Origin of the sequence: Peribacillus asahii (assembly GCF_004006295.1) — a bacterium.
GTDB classification, from domain to species: Bacteria; Bacillota; Bacilli; order Bacillales; family DSM-1321; genus Peribacillus; species Peribacillus asahii_A.
The window spans coordinates 2,304,927-2,329,066 of sequence record NZ_CP026095.1 but is presented as its reverse complement, the minus strand read 5'-3'; the positions used below and the strand labels follow the sequence as shown (position 1 = coordinate 2,329,066).

The 24,140-nt window shown below is 35.4% G+C and carries 17 protein-coding genes and 4 pseudogenes; 18 read left to right on the top strand and 3 right to left on the bottom strand.

Annotated features, from left to right (window positions below; translation table 11 throughout):
• Window positions 1-40 precede the first annotated feature (40 nt).
• The 6 genes and pseudogenes from BAOM_RS11235 (at window position 41) to BAOM_RS11210 (ending at window position 10,444) form a co-directional block, all read left to right on the top strand.
• Window positions 41-1,078 (top strand): hypothetical protein, encoded by a 1,038-nt coding sequence (locus BAOM_RS11235; RefSeq protein ID WP_127760351.1) that lies wholly within the window; start codon window positions 41-43, stop codon window positions 1,076-1,078.
• A gap of 278 nt (window positions 1,079-1,356) precedes the next feature.
• Window positions 1,357-1,521 (top strand): hypothetical protein, encoded by a 165-nt coding sequence (locus BAOM_RS24385; protein WP_164853198.1) that lies wholly within the window; start codon window positions 1,357-1,359, stop codon window positions 1,519-1,521.
• Window positions 1,522-2,976: 1,455 nt separating this feature from the next.
• A complete protein-coding gene (locus BAOM_RS11225; protein ID WP_164853197.1) occupies window positions 2,977-8,973 on the top strand; it encodes a DNRLRE domain-containing protein in 5,997 nt (1,998 codons plus the stop codon).
• A 9-nt stretch (window positions 8,974-8,982) separates the two neighbouring features.
• Window positions 8,983-9,201, top strand: a complete 219-nt coding sequence (locus BAOM_RS11220; RefSeq protein ID WP_127760349.1) for a hypothetical protein — start codon at window positions 8,983-8,985, stop codon at window positions 9,199-9,201.
• Window positions 9,202-9,502: 301 nt separating this feature from the next.
• Window positions 9,503-9,636: pseudogene (locus tag BAOM_RS25615) on the top strand (IS6 family transposase); the annotation flags it as partial.
• A gap of 101 nt (window positions 9,637-9,737) precedes the next feature.
• Window positions 9,738-10,444: pseudogene (locus BAOM_RS11210) on the top strand (IS6 family transposase).
• A gap of 355 nt (window positions 10,445-10,799) precedes the next feature.
• On the opposite strand, the gene BAOM_RS11205 reads toward BAOM_RS11210, so the two are convergent.
• Together BAOM_RS11205 and BAOM_RS11200 are read right to left on the bottom strand one after the other, a co-directional pair.
• On the bottom strand, window positions 10,800-11,234 hold the full coding sequence (locus tag BAOM_RS11205; RefSeq protein WP_127760348.1) for a hypothetical protein: 435 nt from the start codon (window positions 11,232-11,234) through the stop codon (window positions 10,800-10,802).
• A gap of 6 nt (window positions 11,235-11,240) precedes the next feature.
• Window positions 11,241-11,444, bottom strand: coding sequence for a helix-turn-helix transcriptional regulator (locus tag BAOM_RS11200; RefSeq protein ID WP_049113274.1), 204 nt, complete (start codon window positions 11,442-11,444; stop codon window positions 11,241-11,243).
• Between the two features lie 384 nt (window positions 11,445-11,828).
• Here BAOM_RS11200 and BAOM_RS11195 point away from each other — a divergent pair, with 384 nt between their 5' ends.
• The 12 genes and pseudogenes from BAOM_RS11195 (at window position 11,829) to BAOM_RS11145 (ending at window position 22,566) form a co-directional block, all read left to right on the top strand.
• Window positions 11,829-12,023, top strand: a complete 195-nt coding sequence (locus BAOM_RS11195; protein WP_127760347.1) for a helix-turn-helix transcriptional regulator — start codon at window positions 11,829-11,831, stop codon at window positions 12,021-12,023.
• A gap of 138 nt (window positions 12,024-12,161) precedes the next feature.
• Entirely contained in the window at window positions 12,162-12,638 is a 477-nt protein-coding gene (locus BAOM_RS11190) for a small multi-drug export protein (protein ID WP_098338690.1), read from the top strand.
• 17 nt (window positions 12,639-12,655) lie between these two features.
• A complete protein-coding gene (locus BAOM_RS11185; RefSeq protein WP_127760346.1) occupies window positions 12,656-13,057 on the top strand; it encodes a GPP34 family phosphoprotein in 402 nt (133 codons plus the stop codon).
• 124 nt (window positions 13,058-13,181) lie between these two features.
• Window positions 13,182-13,310 carry a hypothetical protein gene (locus tag BAOM_RS25000; protein ID WP_257467684.1) on the top strand — a complete coding sequence of 43 codons (129 nt, stop codon included), beginning with the start codon at window positions 13,182-13,184 and terminating at the stop codon, window positions 13,308-13,310.
• Between the two features lie 42 nt (window positions 13,311-13,352).
• Window positions 13,353-14,276, top strand: a complete 924-nt coding sequence (locus BAOM_RS11180; RefSeq protein ID WP_127760345.1) for an ABC transporter ATP-binding protein — start codon at window positions 13,353-13,355, stop codon at window positions 14,274-14,276.
• Window positions 14,276-15,052 carry an ABC transporter permease gene (locus tag BAOM_RS11175; protein WP_127760344.1) on the top strand — a complete coding sequence of 259 codons (777 nt, stop codon included), beginning with the start codon at window positions 14,276-14,278 and terminating at the stop codon, window positions 15,050-15,052. The genes BAOM_RS11180 and BAOM_RS11175 overlap by 1 nt, the downstream gene beginning before the upstream one ends.
• A gap of 70 nt (window positions 15,053-15,122) precedes the next feature.
• The gene (locus BAOM_RS11170) at window positions 15,123-15,806 is read left to right on the top strand and encodes an ABC transporter permease (protein WP_127760343.1); all 684 of its coding nucleotides are present in this window, start codon (window positions 15,123-15,125) and stop codon (window positions 15,804-15,806) included.
• 340 nt (window positions 15,807-16,146) lie between these two features.
• Window positions 16,147-16,854 (top strand): annotated as a pseudogene (locus BAOM_RS11165) (IS6 family transposase).
• 150 nt (window positions 16,855-17,004) lie between these two features.
• The gene (locus BAOM_RS11160; RefSeq protein ID WP_127760342.1) at window positions 17,005-18,171 is read left to right on the top strand and encodes an RHS repeat-associated core domain-containing protein; all 1,167 of its coding nucleotides are present in this window, start codon (window positions 17,005-17,007) and stop codon (window positions 18,169-18,171) included.
• Between the two features lie 33 nt (window positions 18,172-18,204).
• Window positions 18,205-18,705 (top strand): barstar family protein, encoded by a 501-nt coding sequence (locus BAOM_RS11155; protein WP_127760341.1) that lies wholly within the window; start codon window positions 18,205-18,207, stop codon window positions 18,703-18,705.
• 274 nt (window positions 18,706-18,979) lie between these two features.
• Window positions 18,980-19,545, top strand: a pseudogene (locus BAOM_RS11150) (IS6 family transposase).
• Between the two features lie 627 nt (window positions 19,546-20,172).
• On the top strand, window positions 20,173-22,566 hold the full coding sequence (locus BAOM_RS11145) for a DUF6359 domain-containing protein (RefSeq protein WP_435873569.1): 2,394 nt from the start codon (window positions 20,173-20,175) through the stop codon (window positions 22,564-22,566).
• 556 nt (window positions 22,567-23,122) lie between these two features.
• Here the strand turns inward: BAOM_RS11145 and BAOM_RS11140 are convergent.
• Complete coding sequence (locus tag BAOM_RS11140) at window positions 23,123-23,992, bottom strand: cation diffusion facilitator family transporter (protein ID WP_127760340.1); 870 nt, start codon at window positions 23,990-23,992, stop codon at window positions 23,123-23,125.
• Between the last annotated feature and the right edge of the window lie 148 nt (window positions 23,993-24,140).

The window sequence follows — 24,140 nt, the reverse complement described above, 5'->3', positions numbered from 1 at the left end:
AATACTCCTTAGTCCTCCAAAGACAACGGAGGAGGAGAATATGAAAAAGATTTTAGCAGTAATTTATGGAGCTTTATTTTTAGCGTTGGGTTTTAGTTTTACGACATCTGCTAATGCACAGTCACCAGTTTTTTATGTAAATGATAATGGGATTAAAATGACTAAAGCGGAGTATGATAATCTATTATCACAGGGATTTGAAGATTTGGATATCCAAATTATGGACAAAGAATCGTTTAAATTAAATAAGGATATCAAAGCAACTGAAATCTCAAAATCTACCAAATATATAAAAACAACAACTTCGTATGAACAAGATGCGTCTGGCAAGAAAATACCTAAGTCTGAATCTATTGAAGTTACAAAAGAAGAGGCTGAACTTGGGGCAGAGATAGAGAATAAGAAACAGAAAGAAGAAGCGAAGGAGAAAGCGAAAGAAAAAGGAGCCAAGAAAAATTCCGATTTTTCAGCGTTAGGAACTGAGACTGGTACTGACTACACTTCTTATAAAAGGATAACAACGGTGATTTCAAAGTTGGCCACCAATTCATACAGAGCGAATAATACCCTTGAGTGGTTAACTATTCCGAAAAACAGAGAAATGGATGTTCTCGGTGCTTCAATTAGATATCCAAGCTATTGGACTGCTGACCATACTAAAAGAGGCGGTACGCAATATTGGAAAGTAGATGCGAATGATTCATATGGTGGTTTTTACCCAAACTATGCTTCTGACACTATTCAGTATTCAGCTAGCAGTGGAAATTGGACAAATGCTTCTTTTAGTGGAGCTGCGTTGGTGCAGAATTTAAAAAATAATTATAATACTAACGGAAAATTTTGCTATGTAGTTAACTTAAGACACAATGCTTGGTTTAATTTTACTTTGACAAATACGAATTATTCCTCTTCTACAGTGAATATTATGGGAGCGTTTACACATCAAATTGATACTGCTCCAATTTCTATTGACGGGTTTACTCTAACATATGGGGCACCTAGTATTGACTTCAAATTAGGAAATAGTGCGGCAAGCTACGATACAGAATTGAATGCTATTGCCTATATAAACAAATAATTAACTAATTACCGAGTATTATAAGACTATTAAAATTTTATCGGCCTTTTGTAAATTAGGCCGTTTTTTTATTTAGAAAATAGAACGTTCAGTAAACGTGGATAGAGAACCTGTTCTGTAAGGCCTTAATGGTTTTGGATATATTTGTTGTATAGTTTGCTGTAATTTAATGAATTTTACCAAAAAGCTGATAAAATGGTATATTAAAAATAGATAATAGAACTGAAAAGGCGGAATATAGAAAAAATTCAGCGAACTTAACCAAGGGGGATGAACTAATGAAACAGAACAAATTGGAATTCATAAAGGTTGCGTGTTTAGTTGTTATAGCAGTAAGTCTATCTATTATAGCTTGGAAAACTGCGAGTCAAATTGTCGTGTTAGAGGAAATCAGAGATGGCTTAAACCTTATTGCAGGTAGAGTTAATGAATTAAAAGAATAGATATGAGAAGAACCTGAAAACAGGTTCTTTTTTAACCTTATTTTTAATCAAATCTCAACATAATTGCAAAAGTGGATTCAAGGGCATAGCCTAACAATAAACCTGTTTTTATAAGTTCGAAAGTACATTTAGGGTTAGCATAATCCCAATCAATTAAGAATTCAGATAGTTCTTTATCAGATAGTTTTTTAATTTGATTTTTTACTCTGTCGTGAAACAGAAAAAATTTTGTACAGTCTTGTAATAAAATGTAGGTTAGTTAATCAGGAAAGGAAGCTCGTCTAGAAATAATGTAGATTTTCTTGTCAGTTTAAAAGATGAAGTTTAGACTTTTTGTCTTTGTAAAAAAGCTATATCATGTAGAAGTATCTTTGTAAAAATTTCCTTACTTTCTTGTCTTTTAAGTGACAAGAAAGTAAGAAATATGTATGACGATATAGATACCAAGTAATATAAAATACTGTTATTTTTACAATGTACTTATTTTCATGTCATAAAAGGGACTTACTTTCATGTCATTGATCAATTGAACAACTCATTGGCAGGTTCTTTGTTAATTTTATATTCGCATTAAACACTAATTTAACGAACCCTTCTGAGTAAAAGGGGATTAATAATGCACTTTTCAATTGTTCGTATAATATCGATTTTACGAACAATATTGTATCCTACGGATAGTATGTTCTAAATAATAATAAGAGTTGACGAGTGACACAAAGGCCTATACATTCTTGTACTACAGTTCTAGTTATATAAAAGCTCATATATTCTAGTCTTGAATAGGTACGTATTTGTCTTAATAGATATTATAAAGCCAAAGCTCTCCTTCAAAAAGTATTGGTTTTCCACTTTTTGAAGGAAAGCTTTATTATCGAAATAGAAAAATAGTTCTTCTTTTTATGTATGCTGATCGATTAGATTACCAATTTCATATAAAAATGATAAACGAGTTATTGAGGGTTACTAAAGAGGAAATTCGCATTTTCCCTTTAATTGATTTGGAAGGGAAACGATATGAACATTTTAGATAAATTATTCAATTATCTCGCTGATAGCGGATGTACAGTTGAAGAAGTTAAAGTACCCTATGAATTTCAAGCAAATGCTAACTCAATGTTAAAAATAAAAAAGGGTAACCACAATAAGAGCATGTTTTGAGTAATATTTTTTTCAAAACATGCTCTTTTCCTTTGTTCGTTTATCTAGGCTCACGGCACTATTTTTATTAAATCTGATTTGAGTACTACATGATTTTCTAAAAGTTAAGATATATTTATTTTGGGGTTTAAAATAGTTATTTTGATATAGTTAGAAAAGTATTTATTTCTTATTTATATTGAAAATAATACACCTTTTGTAATAAACAGGTTATTATTTTGGTATATTTTTCGCGTATAATCCTCCTATTTCCTAAGGTATAATTTTATGGTGCTATTAGGAAAAGGAGGGAAATACGTGTTTAAATTTCGTAAAGTCATTTCAATAGTCCTAATTATTACGTTAATATGTAGCATGCTGCCAAATTATACAGGTGCTACGGCTATTGATGACCAGAGCAAGCAAACTGAAAAAACACTACAAAATGATCAAAATTTAGAGGAGGTTGTGAAAGAGAGAACAGCCAATTCTAAGACATTTACTGATGGAAAAGGAAATTTTCTTAAGGAAATTTACCCTGAGGAAATACATAATAAAGTAAATGGAAAGTATGAAGCAATTTCTGAAGATTTGGTAAACAAGAGTGATAATGGGTATGTAGAGACAGAAGCAACAAAACTAGAATCTTTGTTTCCTGAAAAACCAAGTAAGAATCAACCTTTAATTTATCGTTCAGGAGAACACGAGTTAACATTTGGCTTAACCTATGCTTCTGACGGAGAGCAAAAGATAGAACCAACGTATTCATCAGAGTCAGAGAAAAGGGATAATGCCTTAACCTATAAATCTCTATATCCAGCAATTGATTTACGCCATATTGCCTTAAACAATGAAGTAAAAGAAGACTGGATTATGCATGAATATAAGGGAATCAACGAATTTCATTATACTATTCAAACAGATTTATTCGGTCAAGTCAAAAAAGATGGATCCATCGGATTTTATGAAGATGAATCGAAAGAAAAACAAATCTTTACTTTACCGAAGCCGGTAATGGTCGATTCAAATTATAATGATACATTAGGTGACGGTGTCCGCTCATCAGATATTCATTATGAACTGATTAAAAAGTCAGATACTAGCTACGAGTTAGTCTTAGTGGCTAATAAGAGTTGGTTATCATCGCCTAAACGAGTCTTTCCTATTTATATAGATCCTTCTGTATCGATTGATGTGTTAGGAGATACGTTTGTGATGAGTGCTTACCCCAATAATAACTACAATAAAGAATGGGATGCATCACAAGGGGAATATGTATTAAAAACGGGATATTATGATAGTACCACTGGAACAAATTATGCTTTTATGAAGTTTAGTGTGATTGGAGATTTAAAAGGGGCGACCATAGATTCCGCTCAATTGGCTGCCTATATCACACATTCTTATTATGCCACTACTAAAACAGGTATTTGGGTAGACGAAGTGAAAGGACAATGGTATGCCGATGAGTTAACGTGGAATAATAAGCCTTCGTCCACGAACATAGATAGTACAACGGCAGCGAGGGATGAATGGGCTTATTTTGATGTAAAGTCTACTGTTCAGGCTTGGGTAAATGGCACAAGACAAAACTACGGATTTAAATTTCATACAAATGGAAATGGAAAAACGTATTGGAAAAAAATCACGTCAGCAGAGAATACGAATAAAGCGAAACTTGTGATTAGTTATCATTATAATCAAATGACTAACCCTACCGTTAATGCATACTCTTATGGTGAGGGTCAAACTACTGGGTATATAGATGTGAAATGGAGTGCCAAATATGGAGCTACTTCATACGATTTACAAATGTATGATGGGAAAGGCTATCAAACCATCTATTCAGGTTCAGGGACTAGCTGGTCATCTAAAGGGAAAAAGATTTTTCCTAAATCACCGTATTCTACTAGTTCGACATACAAAACGGATGGTACGGGAGTAGAGCTATCAGTAGATCCTAGCGCGTTTTACAGCGCCAAAAGTGGCACTACGAATACTAAAAAAGACTATGGTTTCCGTGTGATAGCCAAATTCCCAAATGGAAATAGTCCCGCCTCCACGACGGTTTATAAAGCTATTCCGATTATTCAAGTAGGAAGTCCAGAAATGCCAACCGTAAAGGCATACGCCTATCCAGAAGATAGTGCAAATAAAGGCCGCGGCTGGCTGGATATCTCTTGGAAGCCCGTGGCCAATGCAACAGGTTATAAAGTGTTTATTTATAATGGAAGAACCTATGACGCGTATCCAGTTGGAAAATCTGTCACGAGTGTCAGTACAAAAGGGAAAAAGATATGGCCTACAGATGAAGAAATAGCAGCTGGCATGAATACTCTCCATAGCGCGGATTTATCATCAACAGGAAGTCCTTCAATTGGAGCCGAATTACCCATTGATCCAGGTCCAACCTATGGAAATAACTCTAAAAGATATAGTGTTCGGGTAAAAGCCGTAACGGCTTTAGGAGATTCTCCATATTCTGATGTGAACTATGGGTATATCCCATTATTATCACCGAAAAATGTAAAAGTAACAGGGGATATTCTAGATTCCGTCAATAATAAGGGAAAATTAGCAGTAAAATGGGATGCAGTAGAGGGTGCAGGTGCTTACCAAGTTCAAATCAATACGGGTGAAGCATATAAGACGTTTACGGTTAAAGGGGACACGAACTTTGATACAACAGGTATTTCTTTGTTTGATAATATAACCGATTTACCAGCAGACCCAACTAATTATTATAGTACCAACACTCCTGAATCCTTAAAGGGAAAAAGAGCTTATCAAGTTCGTGTTAAGGCATATCGTTTTGATGATGATGATGCCCCTGAATCGGAAACAGAAAAGCTAGAAGGGCCTCGTGCTTTAAGTGTTCCTTCTGAGGATGTATATGGAGCCATTCCAGCACAAGAGGAGTTGCTAGGACTAGAAGATTATTTTACGTATGGGGAACATCAAACGGGGAATGCTCAAACATCCGTGAATGTAACGACAGGAAATATAGTCACGGAGTTTACGGATCAATCCTTATTCACTAGAGGAGTGTTAGGGTTTGACTTTACTCGTTATTATAACTCACGATCCACTCGTTCCTCTGCATTTGGACAAGGATGGACCTTTACAGGAAATGAAAATCTGGTAGAAGTATATAGTAGTAGTGAGCCATCAAAAGTTACGTATCATGATGAAGATGGGACTCAACATGAATTGATCTATGATTCTACTAATCAGAAGTATATTTCTCCAAAGGGGAAATATTTAACGTTAACAAAGGAAACGGTCAACGATACACAAGGTTTTATATTAAAAGATAAGGATGGGTTCTCCAAACTGTTTGAAATAAAACCAGGAACAACGGATGAATATCGATTATATGCCTATAGAGATGTTCATCAAAATATGATTCGTTTCTTTTATAATCAAGATCAGTTGTTAACTGAAATCTCTGAAGTCAATCATAATGGTGAAAAAATTCGCACTAGTATTCAATTAACTTATAACTCTGATAAGTTAATTAATAAAGTAGAGTACGGTGAACATTGGACAGAGTATGAATATAATAATAAATATTTGGTATCGACTAAAACTAAAGATTCACGTACGACAGAGAGCATAATAGAAAAGTTTTCTTACAATTCGTTTGGACAAATAGAATCGTATACCGATGGCAAGGGAAATATAACTAAATATCTGTATGATGACAATGAATTGAAAGTATTCGATAAACAAGAAACAGACGCAGCTATTTCTGTGTCTACTACGTATCATTATAATGATGAAAAAAATGAATTTAGAGTGACAGATACAGATGAAAATACAACGGTGTATAAAAGAGATGCGGAAAATGATACGTTTGCAGTTAAAGAAATATCGAATAGCAATGAGACCACTTCAACTGTTCAATATGATGATAAATACAATATTTTGCATTCTAAAGATGAGGATGGAATCGAAAACTCGAATACCTACGATTCCAAAGGAAATTTAAAAACGCACACGGATGCAAATGGAACGACCTCGTATGAGTATGATGATAAAAACAGAGTCATTAGTAGCACCAATCCAAAGGGGATTCAAACTATCAATACCTACGAAGGCGAGAATTTGTCTAGTACGAAGATTGGGGAGGAAACGACAAATTATGAGTATGATTCGTATGGTAGAGAAACAAAAGTAACCTATCCAAATCAAACGTATGAAGAAACGGTCTATGATGATGCAACAGATACGATTACGGTAAAAGATGCTAAAGGTCAAATCACCAGCACTTCTTATGACCCATTTGGTAATGTCAAGAGTAAAACGGATACTGAAGGAAGACGTGTGTCTTATGAATACCATCCGTTACATCTTACTGTGATTACAGCAGTGGCAGATGGAAAAGGAAAAACGACTCATTACACCCACGATGGTAATGGTAATATGACGACTTTAACGGATGCTTTAGGACGAACCAAAACCTATGAATACAATGATAACGATCAAGTTACCAAAGTAACCTTACCTGGTATGGTGTTCACTTATCATTATAATTTGAATGGAAATATGGATAAGGAAATCAAACCATCTGGAAATACACTATCTTACTCCTATGATGAGATGGATCAAATAGACAGTACAACAGTTTCTACTCCATCTGAAGGAGAAGTATTACAATTTAATCAAACATATACGGATGGTGGACAAGTAGAAAGTGTAACGTATAAGGACTTAGAATCTAATCAAACACTCCTTCAAAAGGATTTCATGTATAATGATCTTGCTCAATTGAAGTCTTATACACAAGGAAACTATACAATTGGATATACGTATGATGAGAATGAACGACCACTACGTTCATCCATTGATTATAATCAAGATACAGATTCATGGAAGGTGGAACAATCCTTCCAGTATACAGATGAAGGAAAAATGGATAGACAAACAGTGGGTATAGGCGAACAACACTGGATGATATTTGATTACGATTATGACCTTGCGAACAATCAACAAAAAGTAACAGTTAATGACAATTTATATCAAAAAACGAATACTTTTAATCAACGTAACCTTTTAGAAAGCATTGTTTATACTAAAGGAAATGATACAAGCTTAAGATATGATTATACGTATGATGGTTCAGGTAACATCAAAGAAGAAAGCAATGGACAAAGTGTTACAAGTTTTACGTATGATGAAAATAGCCAATTGACTCAAGAAGTATTACCAGATGGTACAATTAATCAATATGATTACGATGACGTTGGAAATCGCACAGAAAGTATTCGTGGGGACAAAACAGATGTCTTCAAGTATAATGCAGCGAACCAAATTGCTACTAAAAATGACATCGCTTATCAATATGATACGGACGGAAATTTACTTCAGGATGAACATTTTAAGTATGAGTATAATGCCTTTGGATATCAAACAAGAGTCACTGATCTACAAGGTAATGAAGTGGCTCGTTATGAATATGATGAAACTGGATTGCGTACAAAAAAAATTATAGGTTCGAAAACATATGAGTACTATTATGATGGTAATCAATTATCTTTAGAAGTGATACGGAATGGAGCTTCCATTGAACAATATCGAAACTATCAATGGGATGGAATTAATCCTCTAGGTATGTTAATCCGTAAAAAAGATGAAAGTGGGATTTGGAAGGAACATGGGTACCACTATTGGACCAATCATCGTGGAGATGTTCTTTCTATTCGTGATGAACAAGGAAAAGAAATTGGTTCTTATGAATATGATGCATATGGAAATGTCCTTTCTATAGATGGCGAAGTCGCTAAAGAAAATCCAATCCGTTATGCAGGCTATTATTACGATAACGAAACAAAGAATTATTACTTGCAAGCACGATATTATAATCCTGTGAATGGAACATTTTTAGCGTTAGATCCACATCCGGGTGATGAAGACGAGCCATTATCACAAAATGGATATACTTATGCTAATAATAACCCTATTATGAACATTGACATTAACGGACAAAAGTCTGTTAAAAGTTATATAAGAAATAAAGTCAAAAACGCTCCCAAATGGGTAAGAGATGGCTTGAAAAAAATGTTCCCGAATAAAAAAAGTTGGGTTTCTCAGCAAATAGCTGTAAAGTCCGTAACTTGGGGTGCAGCAGGAGCCATGACTGGAAGAATTGTTGTTAAAGTTTCATTAATTAGTGGTAAAGTTGAAACAATAGAAAAATGGGGGAAAATTGGTGCCACAGGAGGTTTTATTTTCGGTAGCCATGCAGGTGCAATTTCTGCTGCTGTACCTACCTATGCGAGATATCAAATAGGTGTGTATTTATTTGGAAAGTAGAGGATAAAAATGGATCGATTAATCGGATTAGGATTACTTTTATTTTTTTTAGTGAATCTAGTTGCATGGATTATTATTGTTTATAAAAATAAAAAAGAAGAGAATATATCCTTTTTTAAAGTCTTTATGACTTTAACTCTCGAGCTAATTTTAGGAACATTTGGTCTATACGTTGCTATAGTATTAGGATCACTTTTATTAGGAATTGCATTAGTTTTTTATCAGTAATTCTAGACTTAAGTTTTTTATATCCATAGCAGTCATGGATATAAAGAGAGGAAAGGAATACCTTGAAAGAAAGCCCATTTGTATAATGATTATTGGGATATAAGTAATAGCAAAGAATGAATTAACCATCTATATAGACAATATGGGAAACACTTGATGAATTAGCTGAGAATCAAGATATAGAAGAATTGACAAGAAGAGAATATATCCGGTTCTGGTGCAAAAATTTCAGCTAACTTGAAACTAATCTCTAAATCTTAGACATACTGATACTACTAAACTAAAAAGGACGTGTATCGGTATGAAAAAACCAGTAGCATTCAAATGGAAGCATGATCAACCTGACATGCTTTTACTAACAGTGAGATGGTACCTGTACTACGGTACAGCCTCAGTTTTCGTGATTTGGTGGGAATGATGAAGGAACGAGGCTTATTCCATGGCTGGTTCTGGTGCAAAAATTTCAGCTAACTTGAAACTAATCTCTAAATCTTGGACATACTGATACTACTAAACTAAAAAGGACGTGTATCGGTATGAAAAAACCAGTAGAATTCAAATGGAAGCATTATCAGCCTGACATTATTTTATTAACGGTTAGATGGTACCTACGGTACAGCCTCAGTTTTCGTGATTTGGTGGAAATGATGAAGGAACGAGGCTTATCCATGGCTCACACAACGATTATGCGTTGGGTACACCAATATGGGCCTGAATTAGATGAAAGAGTACGGCGCCATCTTAAGTCAACCAATGACTCCTGGAGAGTAGATGAAACCTATGTGAAAGTCAAAGGTCAATGGATGTATCTGTATCGTGCCGTTGATTCAGAAGGGAATACCATTGATTTTCATCTAAGTAAAGCAAGAAATAAACAAGCAGCCAAGCGCTTTTTTAAGAAAGCCTTGGCTTTTTCGCACGTTTCTAAGCCTCGTGTGATAACAGTAGACAAGAACCCAGCTTATCCATCGCTATTCAAGAGTTAAAAGAAGAAAAACAGATGCCTGAAGGCATCCAACTAAGGCAAGTTAAATATCTCAACAATATCGTGGAACAGGATCATCGCTTTATTAAAAAACGAATTCGCCCGATGCTTGGATTAAAGTCCTTACGGACTGCCAAACGAATGATTGCAGGGCTAGAGGCTATGCACATGATCAAAAAAGGACAGACTCTTCAAAGGGAGAAGTCTGTCCAAAATCAAAAAGAATTCATCCATCAACTGTTTGGACTAGTTGCATAAGACCAGGGGTAACTGGGAATATTTCGCTTTTTATATTTTCTTCAAGTTTTTGCACCAGAACCCAAATTTTCGATAGGAACTTTTCATTTACATAATCCTTGTTAGAAATTTACTTATCGTAACACAGCTCTTATCGCTTCGAAATAAAGTTTGATCCAAAATACCTCGCAAACCCGTATTTTACGATAAATTAAGAAGAAACCATTTTGAAAAATCTTTAATCAAAATGGTTTCTTCTATACCATATCTAGATGTTTTTTATAATTCTTTAATCGAATAGGTACATCTTTTTGATAAATGGTACGACTTTTTAAAAGCTACAACTGTTTATTTCCTTCTCGAACTTTTGTATTGTTCAGACAGATTTTAATACGTAAATAGTAGTTAACCAATAAACAACGTATTGTCCTATACCTAATACACCAATGCTTAATAATGGAACAAGATTATTTTGAGAAAAGATGAAACAGATTAGTACAGTAACTGGAATAGCAAAGGTGTAGTATATGTACACATTACGGCAAGCCTTAAATGTTACCCACTGTTGCCCTTCATCCATTTCGCGAAATTCCGGTGGAACTATGCTCATTGATTTAATCTTATTTTTAGGATTTCTTCGGTTATAAAGCTTTATAAATAAGGACCATCCAAACGTAAAAAATATTAAAATTCCAAAACATAATTTAGCCAGAAATACCTGTGTATTCATTAGAGACAGTAGCAAAAATGCAGTAATAAATACTAATAAGCTCATAGGAAAAAATGGTGAACGTAAAATATGATTTAACATAAAGAATTAATCCTCCCCTTTTAAATAAAATACATCTTCTACAGAAACATTAAACGATTGGGCTATTTTTAATGCCATCGTAACTGACGGGGAATAGTCCCCTTTTTCAATTAATCCAATTGTTTGTCTCGTTACTCCAATTGCATCAGCTAAGTCTTTCTGAGTCCACCTAAAACGGGCGCGTAATTCTCGAACTCTATTTTCAAGCATTCAAACTTCCCTTTCTTATATCGATTTAATACCTTTATTGTAATGGATGTGTTATGAAACGCAAATTATTATTTGCATTTTGTTATAAATAATTGCATGAATTAAACATAAATAATCCCTTTCATAATTAGGACGGTATTATGCTTCTGCAATAACAATTGTGTGCGAAATCAATAAAAATTAAACCACCTGTGCCTAAAGGAATATAGGGAACGAATGGGTTAAGTGTTTTGATGTGGGGTCCCGTTTTCAAAGTTCCCTTCATAAAAATGATTTCCTAAATACATTAAGACAATTATTTTTTACAAAATGCAAAGGATTATTGACATTATTGATCGCTTAATTTATTATAATCGTAGTTAAATTATGGAAAGGACTAGTGGGATGCTAATTAATAGAGTCAGAGAAATGCGTGCACGCCACAGGTGGTCTCAGCAAGATTTGGCTGAAAAAATCGGGATCACAAGACAAAAGATTGGATTAATTGAGAAAGGTGATTATGCACTTTCCATAACGTTAGCCTTAAAAATTGCCAAGGCTTTTCAAGTCACAGTAGAAGAAGTTTTTTTCCTTGAATAAGGTCTCCTATTATTCCGATATTTTCATTTATTCTGCTAGTTACTTTTTTTCTTTCTTTCTTGTATAACCCCTAGGACGAAAAACAGCTATTTGCTGACGATTCGTAATTTAAATACGGATTAAAAAGGAGGTGATGTAATGCTTGAATGGGCACAAGACCAAACGACTGTCTGGCAATTCATTGTAATTTTCGTTGTTGCTTTCGCTCCTTGGATGGATATATCTATTGTAGTTCCTCTCGGTGTGGCATGGGGACTTCCGCCGCTTGGAGTTGCAATAGTGGCTTTTACGGGTAACTTGCTTTTAGTTTTATTGCTAGGATTTTTCTTTAAGCAATTTTATGCATGGAGAGAAAAAAGGAGAAAAGCAAAAGGAATTACGGCTCCCTCCAAACAAGAAACAAGATCCAGAAAAATTTGGGATCGATACGGTATTCCAGGTCTAGCGCTTCTTGCGCCAATTTTTGTCGGCACTGATATTGCCGCTGTTTTAGCTTTAACATTTGGTTCCTCTCGGACACAAGTGGTAAGTTGGATGACTGTTAGCTTAGCTGTTTGGACAACTATATTCACTATCGGCTCCATGTATGGCTTTAGCTATCTAAACATTATTTAATATAGAGGGGTGAATTTATGGAACATCGGCTTTCTTTGCCAGAAGAAATGGTTCTATTAGGGGCGAATCATCTCCGTTTGAAATATCGTTCATACACAGAAACATATAGCATTGGATCTATATTTATTGACCTACTTTTAAAAAGGAAAATAGAGTTGGATACAAAGGGAAAAGTTGTGGTTGTTGATTCTGATATAACTGGAGTTAATTATTTGGACCAAGTTATCCTTGTTCTTGTCAAATCATTTAGAATGAGAAAATTAAAAGCTTGGATTAAGTATTTTCATTTTAAAACCCGGTTACGAGGAAAGATACATAACTCTATTCTTCAAGAACTGCAAAAAAAAGGGGCAATCACCTTAGGGTTAAAAGTCCCTTTTCTACCTCTACGAAAAATCACCGAGAGAACAAGTTGTTAAACTGATTCATTCTCAGCTCATCTATAATGGAGATCCTGATGAACAGAAAGTTGTTCTTTTATATTTGCTGAAAGAGACAGGATTATTAAAAAATTATTTTAATTCAAAAGAAAGAGCAGAAATAATGGACCGTATAAACGGGCAAAAAGATCAGCTTTCAATTGATATAAATTCTATTCGACGGATTGAAAAAGCCATACAGGATATTACAGCTTGTCTTGCCTCTTTAGGTGGTGCACTAGTGACTCCTTAGACGGTAATTAGTCCTTAATTAGATAGTGAAGGGAGATACAAAATGAACTCACTAATTATCAATACAAATAATCTAACAAAGACCTACAAAAAAAATATAGTTGTAGATTCTTTACACATGAAAGTCAGTCAAGGTGAGATTTACGGTTTTTTAGGTCCGAACGGGGCAGGGAAAACTACGACTATTCGAATGTTGCTTGGTCTTATTCGTCCCACTAAAGGTGATGTGAAGATATTTGATCAGGATCTAAAGAAGGATCGTTTGTCAATTTTAGGGAAAGTTGGATCTCTTGTTGAAACACCGACCTACTACGGTCATCTTAGCGGCTATGAAAATTTGGAAGCTGCCAGGCGACTACTACGAATAGATAATGCAGATAGAGTAAAGGAGGTACTCAAAATTGTCCAGCTAGAAGGTGCCAAGGACAAAAAGGTTAAGAATTATTCCTTAGGAATGAAACAAAGGTTGGGTATTGCAACCGCTTTGTTGAATCGCCCACAGCTTTTAATTCTAGATGAACCAACCAACGGTCTTGACCCTGCTGGTATTCATGAAATACGTGAACTTATTAAAGAAATGCCTGCAAAGTTTGGAATGACCGTTTTAGTTTCAAGCCATTTACTTAGTGAAATAGAGTTGATGGCAACTCAGGTGGGTATTATTCAATACGGGAAGATGCTTTTTCAAGATTCTATTGAGGTTCTAAGGAAAGAAAGTGAACCTAAAATAAAAATAAAAGTCGATAAGCCTTTGGAAGCAGCTAGTTCTCTTAACCATAAAGGCATTGAGGCAAATTTTGAAGAGGATGAAGGAACTGTGTATATTCAAGAATCTTCATCATCTATAGCCGGGGAAGCCAACAAGGTACTAGTAGAGGCTGGATTTACAGTCTCCCGCTTGGAAGGTATGAAAAAGTCGCTTGAAGATATCTTCTTAGATCTTACAGGGAAAGGACAGAGCTTATAATGGGACCGATATTATCGTCCGATTTAGTTAAAATAAAACGCTCATGGTTTTGGGGACTTGTCCTATTTTTCCCTGCTGTATTAGTTGGAGGGGTAACTTTACTGCTTTTGCTGAATGCTGGTGATATACAGCAGGAGGTCTCAGAAGGTAGAAGTTATAACATTTGGGGTACCATATGGATGATTACATTTTACGGCAACTATTTTATTATCCACCTTTCCGTTACAATTTTATGCTCATATATTGCTAATCTAGAGCACCAGGCAAGATCGTGGAAACTTATCTTTTCTATGCCAATATCCAAGACCCAATACTATTGGACGCGCTACATGTGGATATGCCTTGGTGTGCTACTTTCGGGCTTATTTTTAATAGTTGCTATGTACCTTTCTGGATTTTTATTCGGAGGGAGCGCTACATTTAATGCCTCCAGAATCTTTTATTTTACAATGTTTCCATATCTGACTTCTTTTGCTCTTATTGGGCTGCAGCTATGGATGTCCATGGTATTAAATAATCAGGCGATACCGATGATGATGGGAGGAGTAGGAATAGCCTTGGGGCTATTTTTGATTCAGCTGCCGGGGGTTACACAATATCTTCCGTGGGTCCTGCCATACCAAGTAACATTTTCAAGTGAAAATATCATTACTGATTTTTCTAGTATAGTTAATTCCCCTGATTACCAGTGGGAATGGGTTTGGATTAGCGTTGGCATGGGCTTATTTTTCACTATCATTGGATCGATACATTTTTCCAGTAGAGAAATAGATTAGGAGGAAGAGTATGTTTAAAGATGTATTATGGAATGATTGGTTGAAGCTTAGGAACTATATCCAAATTTGACTGATTATTCTGATAACACCTCTGTTTCTTACTGTCGTTGGAGTGGCCAACTATGTTACTCATATCCATGTTTTTGTAGAGAATGGAATGGTAGGATGGACGGGGGCGTGGACCCAAGTCGAGTTTTTGTATGGAACTGTTCTTTGTCCGCTACTTTCAAGTGTGTATCTGGCAATACTCTGTCGTTTTGAACATGCAAATGGGGGGTGGAAGCAACTTTTGTCCTATCCTATTCCAAAAGTATACTTTTATCTGTCAAAGATGATATGGGGTTGGCTGTTGGTGGGAATGACAAATGTTATGATGTTTTTGTATTTCCTTATATTAGGGAAAGTGATGGGGGTGACAGGAACATTTCCGTATTTCGAATTTTTAGGCCTGTTTCTAAATGGATGGTTGTCCATTCTGCCTCTTATAGCCCTTCAAACCTGGCTGGCGATACAATGGCAAAACTTTTCTCTTCCAATTGCCTTGAACTTTGCTTTTATAATTCCGAATATCTTTGTGACAGGTTCAAAGTATGGAAGATATTATCCTTGGTCGCAGCCTGCTTATGCTATGACACCAGAAAATCAGCTTGGATTTACACAGACAACCCAAGATTTGTACCTAGCAGTAATAGGTGGTTTTCTCTTGTTTAGTTTAGCTGGAGTCTGGAATTTCATGCGTACTGAAATGAAATAAATACCTATCCAAAATAAGGAGGGAATTATAGTGAAAAAAGGCACCATTATTACCATTATGGCGGTAGCAGTAGTTGTTTTAGCTCTCTTATTCTTTTTTGGACCTTTAGGGGAAATGTTTTTATAAACAGGTTTAATTAAAAAAGAAAAATATCGCAATTTCATTTAAAATATTACGTCTTTTTACAAACAGCATAATTTTGTTCAAACCTACAGCTTACCAACTTGCTTTACCCTGTGTCCAGAAAATGGTTCTGGTGCAAAAAATTCAGCTAACTTGAAACTAATCTCTAAATCTTGGACATACTGATACTACTAAACTAAAAAGGACGTGTATCGGTATGAAAAAACCAGTAGAATTCAAATGGAAGCATTATCAGCCTGACATTATTTTATTAACGGTTAGATGGTACCTACGGTACAGCCTCAGTTTTCGTGATTTGGTGGAAATGATGAAGGAACGAGGCTTATCCATGGCTCACACAACGATTATGCGTTGGGTACACTAATATGGGCCTGAATTAGATGAAAGAGTACGGCGCCATCTTAAGTCAACCAATGACTCCTGGAGAGTAGATGAAACCTATGTGAAAGTCAAAGGTCAATGGATGTATCTGTATCGTGCTGTTGATTCAGAAGGGAATACCATTGATTTTCATCTAAGTAAAGCAAGAAATAAACAAGCAGCCAAGCGCTTTTTTAAGAAAGCCTTGGCTTTTTCGCACGTTTCTAAGCCTCGTGTGATAACAGTAGACAAGAACCCAGCTTATCCCATCGCTATTCAAGAGGTAAAAGAAGAAAAACAGATGCCTGAAGGCATCCAACTAAGGCAAGTTAAATATCTCAACAATATCGTGGAACAGGATCATCGCTTTATTAAAAAACGAATTCGCCCGATGCTTGGATTAAAGTCCTTACGGACTGCCAAACGAATGATTGCAGGGCTAGAGGCTATGCACATGATCAAAAAAGGACAGACTTTTCAAAGGGAGAAGTCTGTCCAAAATCAAAAAGAATTCATCCATCAACTGTTTGGACTAGTTGCATAAGACCAGGGGTAACTGGGAATATTTCGCTTTTTATATTTTCTTCAAGTTTTTGCACCAGAACCCGATTATACGTATGATGGTTCAGGGAACATTAAAGAAGAAAAAATCGGACAAAGCATTACAGGTTTTACGTATGACGAAAATAGCCAATTGATTCGAGAAGAATTACCAGATGGTACAATTAATCAATATGAATACGATGATGCTGGAAATCGTAAAACAAGCATTCGCGGGGATAAAACCGACGTTTTCACGTTTAACGAAGCGAATCAAATTGCTACTAAAAATGACATCGCTTATCAATATGATACGGACGGAAATTTACTTCAGGATGAACATTTTAAGTATGAGTATAATGCCTTTGGATATCAAACAAGAGTCACTGATCTACAAGGTAATGAAGTGGCTCGTTATGAATATGATGAAACTGGATTGCGTACAAAGAAAATCGTTGGTTCCCAAACACATGAGTACTACTACGATGGCGATCAATTATCTTTAGAAATCATACGGATTAACGATTCTATCGAGCAATATCGAAACTATCAATGGGAAAAATACACTCCTCTAGGTATGGTCATTCGTGAAAAAGATGAAAGTAATAACTGGAAGGAACAAGTGTATCACTATTGGACAAATCAGCGTGGTGATGTTGTATCGATTCGAGATAATGACGGTAAAGAAGTAGGTTCCTATACGTATGATGCCTATGGAAATGTTTTAACAGAAGTCGGCAAAGTAGCTCAAGCTAACCCAATTCGGTATGCAGGATACTATTTTGATGAAGAAACAAAGAACTATTACTTACAAGCTCGTTACTATAATCCAGCAAATGGTGCGTTCTTAGCATTGGATCCCGATTCTGGGGATAATGATGATCCAAGTACACAAAATGGATATGGATATACATCCAATAATCCACTAAAATATGTTGATTATAATGGCGAAAGAAAATATGGATTTTTACTAACATTCGGGGAAACTGCTGGCAAATGGGTCGTGAAAAAAGGAAAAAAAGTTTGGCAATCAGGAAAAAAAGTCGTAAGAAAAATTAAAACTAGCTTTGTTATTCCGAAAGAGGCAACAAATACTCTTAAATATGTAAAAAAGAACGGTCATCCTAAACAGGGATACAAAGGCGGCGGTGTGTATAAAAATAGCAATGAGCTATTACCAACAAATACAAAGTATAAAGAATATGATATTTTCCCTAAGAAAAAAGGGGAAAATAGAGGGGCAGAAAGAATTGTAATAGGGGAAAATGGAAAGGCTTATTATACAAATAATCATTATAAAACTTTTAGAACAATGAATTAATACTTGCTTAAATTATTTAATAGGGGATGCAGTATGGAAATAAATAGTTTCAATAAATTAGAAAAACCATTTTTTCATTTGAGTTATAACTCATATATTTTTAAAAAATTATATGAATCTACTTGTGAAAACTTCGAAAATAACTCAAAAAAATTTGTAGCTATGATTGACGGACAAAAATGTCGTAATAAAAAAAGTTTCTTTAAAGAATTTGCAAAAAAATTAAAATTCCCCGATTATTTTGGTGATAATTGGGATGCTTTCGATGAATGTCTCAATGATTTAGAATGGTTAGATGCTGAACAATATGTTCTATTTATCGAAAATTTCAACTTGATATTTGAAAATGATGAAAAAAATTTAGAGATATTTTTAAATATACTAGTAGACACAGTAGGAGAATGGAAGATGGGGCGAGAATATGGTGCACTTCAAACTCCACCAATTCCATTTCACATCGTTATGTATAGTGACAAGGATATTATAAATGACTTACAAATCAAAACACATAATGAACAAATAAACTTATTTTAAATAATTGTAATAAGAAGTCATTGATTCCAGTAAGGTATCAAAAGAACTCCCATTGTAAAGTGACAATAAAGTTATTTAATTTTAAAACCTAAAACAAGCATAACCCCGTTCTAACTTTAGGACGGGGTTAAAATATAGTTGTTTAATTTTTGATATAAGATACTTCACTATACTTAAAAATAGGTTCTGGTGCAAAAACTTCAAAACACTTGCAATTAACCTTTAAATCTTGGACATACTGATACTACTAATCTAAAAAAGGTGCGAGATCAGTGTGGAAAAGCAAAATTTATTCAAGTGGAAACATTATCAACCCGATATTATTCTTCTTACCGTCAGATACGTACAAATGATTCATGGAGAGTGAACGAAACGTATATCAAAGTCAAAGGTCAATGGATGTATCTGTATCGTGCAGTAGATTCCGAAGGAAACACCATTGACTTTTACCTAAGCAAAACAAGAGACCAAAAGGCTGAAAAGTACTTCTTCAAGAAAGCTTTGCGGTCTTTTCATGTTTCTAAGCCTCGTGTCATAACTGTCGATAAGAATCTAGCGTATCCTGTAGCCATTCAACAATTAAAAGACGAGCAAAAGATGCCTGAAGGCATCCAAATGAGACAAGTGAAATATCTCAATAATATCGTAGAACAAGATCATCGTTTCATTAAGAAAAGAGTACGCTCCATGTTGGGATTTAAAACGTATGAAACTGCTACTTCAATAGTACGTAGCATCGAGGCCATGTACATGATGAAAAAAGGGCAGGTTCACCAAGGGGTGAAGTCTGCCCAAAATAGAAAAGAATTCATTAATAAACTATTTGGCATCGCATCATAATCCGTAAGTTAGCAGGAAATTCATGTCCTATGTTTTTTGAAATCATCTTTGCACCAGAATCCGTTTCTGGAACACAGGAAACGCTCTTTTCTTTTTCAAGTAACCAGTTCAAAAGTCTAAAGATTTGTGTCAATCGTCATTTAACATCTGTACAAAAGAGGGCATTTTCTTGATTTTACTTTTTCGCGTTAAATCCCAATTTAACGAACCCTTCTGAGTAAAAGGGGATTTATAATACACTTTTCAATTGTTCGTATAATACCTATTTTACGAATTGTTAAAACTAGCAACATATAGCGAATACTATAATCACATTCAGATCAGTTGTATTTCAACAATGAAGTTTTCTATGTAAAGCCAAAACGTCCTAATAGAGTCTAATCCATTAAGATGGAGTCAATCAAAAATTGTAAACGTTTGTATTGCGAAGGTTAAATTTTAGTTAAATCAATGGGAATAACTAGAAAAAATGATAAAGTAGTAGCATACCTCTGGTACTTCCTTCCAAGAGAAAGGGGGATATATTTATAGATTTGGAATAATATTTGGAAGTACTACTTAATAGAGGGATTTAAAGGAGGAAAACACTTGGAGAGGCTTAGAAAACAGCTATTTGCTATAACGACGATGTTTGTCATGTTGATTAGCATGATTCTCCCTTATCGGGCACAAGCGGCTGAAACTATTACGGTTTCACAGGCAATCGCGAATAATTCGGGGACAGCTACTGTGGCAGGGTATATTGTAGGTTATACAACAAGTGGCGGTGGTGGAAAAGCTACATATGATTTTGAGGCTCCATTTAAAGATGATACAAACTTCGCCATCGCTGATAGCCCTACGGAAAAAGACGCAACCAAAATATTACCTGTTCAAATCCCTGCTAGTTTCCGCCCAACCTTTGGATTATTAACGAATCCATCAATCGTAGGTAAAAAGGTTTTTGTTACGGGTTCACTTGAAACTTATTTTTCAGTACCTGGCCTAAAATCTCCAACGGCCATTTCGTTTGATGGCACAACACCACCTCCAGATGAACCTGGAAATGGCGAAACAGGTTTAAAAATTCGGGACATTCAAGGTCAATCTCATACTTCACCATATAAAGATAAAAATGTAGTAGATGTACCTGGGATAGTAACCTATGTAGTAGACGGCAGCAATTTTTACATGCAGGATCCTAACCCAGATAACAACTCTAATACATCAGAAGGCCTTCTCGTCTACAAGCCTTCTCACGGTGTTGCAGTGGGGGATAGCGTAACCGTTTCGGGACTTGTAAAAGAGTGGGTACTAGATGGATATGAAGAGAAACTGCAAACCGATTTAGCCATGACAGAAATTAATGCCCAATCAGGCAAGATTACAAAGGTTTCTAGTGGAAATAAACTTCCGGCTCCAATCGTAATTGGTAAGGATGTAATGCCGCCAGCTTCTGTCATCGACAACGATCAATTTGGCACATTTGACCCGGCAGAGGATGGCATTGATTTTTATGAAAGCCTTGAAGGGATGCTTGTTTCCATTGAAAATCCGATTGTGACAGGACCACAGAAATATGGAGAAGTACCTGTCATTACAGGTAAAATGGACGGAAAAGAATATACAAAAGAAGGAACTCCTCTTTTAACACATGAAAATCAAAATCCCGAGAAAATGCTTCTTCAGCTTGATGACCGCAGCTTTGTAACGAAAGCGGGAGATACTTTTGACGGAACCGTCACAGGAGTGGTCAGTTATTCGTTTAGTAACTTTAAGATTCTTACAAAAGCAACTGATTTACCTAACATAATAGAACGTCCAAGAACGAATGAAATAACGACTATTCAAAAAGAAGAAGACAAACTAACCATCGCAGGCTACAATATCGAAAACTTTGTAGCAACAGACACTGCCAAACGAGATAAGCTGGCAAAATCAATGATCGAGAACTTAGGATCTCCAGATATTATCGGTCTGATTGAGGTGCTTGACGAAAGTGGAGAAACGAATGACGGTGTTGTCAAAGCTGATGCAAACTATAAGGCATTAAGTGATGCAATCAAAGACTTTGGCGGACCAGCCTATGCTTGGACAGACATCGCTCCAGTTGACGGGAAAGACGGTGGATTACCGGGAGGAAATATTCGTGTAGGATATCTATACAATCCTGAGCGTGTAACTCTGAACAAGGCACCAAAGGGAGAGGCAACAACAGCTGTCGCTTACGAAAATGGTTATCTTACACTAAACCCTGGCCGCATTGACCCAACAAATGTTGCATTCAACAGCAGCCGTAAGCCGCTTGCAGCCGAGTTTAATTTCCAAGGAGAAGAAGTCATTGTCATTAACAATCACTTCAACTCAAAAGGGGGAGAAGATCCTTTATTTGGAAAAAATCAACCACCGCACCTTGAAAGTGAAGCGCAGCGTGTGCAAATTGCGAAGATCGTTAATAACTTTGTCTCTGACATAAAAGAAAAGAATGGGGACGCAAATATAGTGGTATTAGGTGACTTAAACGATTTTGAGTTTTCTGCTCCTCTAGCGGCACTCAAAGGGGATGACTTAACTAACTTAGTTGAAACTTTACCTGCTTCCGAGAGATACACATACAACTATCAAGGAAATGCACAAGTGTTGGATCATATTTTAGTATCCAATAATTTAGCTAAAGCAGCTAAGCTTGATATCGTGAACTTTAACTCTCCGTATATGAAAGAACATGGACGCGCTAGTGATCATGATGCACTCGTTGCTCAGTTAGAAGTTGTGGATGTAACCGCACCAGATGCACCACAGGTCAATCCTGTCATTCATAATGATACGATTATCACAGGAACAACAGAAGCCGGTGCAAGTGTTAAGGTAATGATGGGCAAGGTGGAGCTAGGTACAGCTACAGCAGATACTAACGGTAAGTTTAAGGTATCTGTGCCAAAGCAAAAACACAAGAATATCTTAACTGTGACGGCCTCAGATGCTTCTGGAAATATCAGTGAGGAAACTGTTGTTGACGTATTAAAGAAAAACGAGAAGTAAGAGAGAAGGCAGGTTGCCGTATGGGAAACCTGTGTGGCTTTGAAATAAAGTTGAACTGTTTATAAAAAAGTCGCACCGTTTTGAAAAAAGTTTAACCGTTTATAAAAAAGATGAACCGGAATTTCCTATCTCTATAAAGAAGGAATTTCGGTTTTTCTTGTAGATTAAGAATCTGTTAAGTGATAATAAAGTTATTCCATTAAAGGGCGCGATTGTTTAATACAACTTAGATTTTTAAACGACTTTATTGCTAAGGCATCCTTATTAAAAAATTTAATAACTTTATTTACCCCCCATCTAAAACAGGATAGGGGGTATGTATGTTTTAAGTAATCTTGGCATTTCCTTATTGCGAGTGGTGACAGCTTCGCTGGTACTACCCCCAATAAATAAGAAAGGACATTACATATTAGTCATATAAAATATGTAATGTCCTTTAATTTATATATCTTTTTTTTATTTAGGTCTTGATAACATCTTTAGGAATTTGGCTTTTTTTATTTTACTTAAAATAATGTATCTATTTATACTCTATATCTGCTAAAAGTTTTTTTGATTAATTCGGCTCTACATGTACATGAACATCGTATACCCCATAATCATTTATCATGACTTTTTCAATATGGGTTGCTATCTCGTGAGCTTCTTTAATATCTAGGGTAGAATTAACCAGAATTTCAACATCTATTACTTCGTTATTCCCATAGTTTCTCCCTTTAATCTCTTTTAGTCCTTTAACTCCATCTACTTTTAATACTACATTTTTATACAGTTCTATTTTCTCTGGATCAAACCCATCCGAAAGTTCATGAGAAGCTTGTTTAAAAATATCCCAAGCTGTTTTACATATTAATAAACCTACAATAATAGCTGTTACTGTATCAAGCCAGGGCATATGTAATTGTGAACCGAAAATACCTACTGCAGTTCCTATACTTACCCAAGCATCTGAAATGTTATCTTTTGCAGCTGCCATAACTGATTTGCTATTAATTTTAATAGCTAGCTTTTTATTGTAGCGATAGACAAAATACATGACTAATGCAGAAAAAACATCCACATAAGCTGCTATTATGTCGGGTGACTCTTTCCCACCTTGAATCATTGAAGTAACAGCATCAAGCAATACTTGTATACCCACTGCTATCATAATAAATGAAGCAATCATTGATGCAATAGTCTCACTTTTCCAATGGCCATACCCATGATCCTTATCAGGTGGTCTTTGTGAAAGCTTTAGTCCAATAAGTACAGCAATAGATGCAATGATATCAGTTGTATTATTTAGACCATCTGCTTTTAATGCAGCAGAGTCACTTATGTACCCAATAGCTAATTTTAAAACGGAAAGACAGATGCAAGCAATTATACTAATGATTGCTCCACGCTCTCCTAATTTAAGATTATTATATTTTATCTCTTCCAATAGTAATTCTGCCCTCAATCAAGTGCAAAATTATCATAACAAGTGAAATATGGGTGGGTCTAGAGCAACCTTTTTGCAACACTCTATCTAATCTGACCATATATAAATATTTTGCACATCTAACCTTAAAACTCACTACCTTCATATG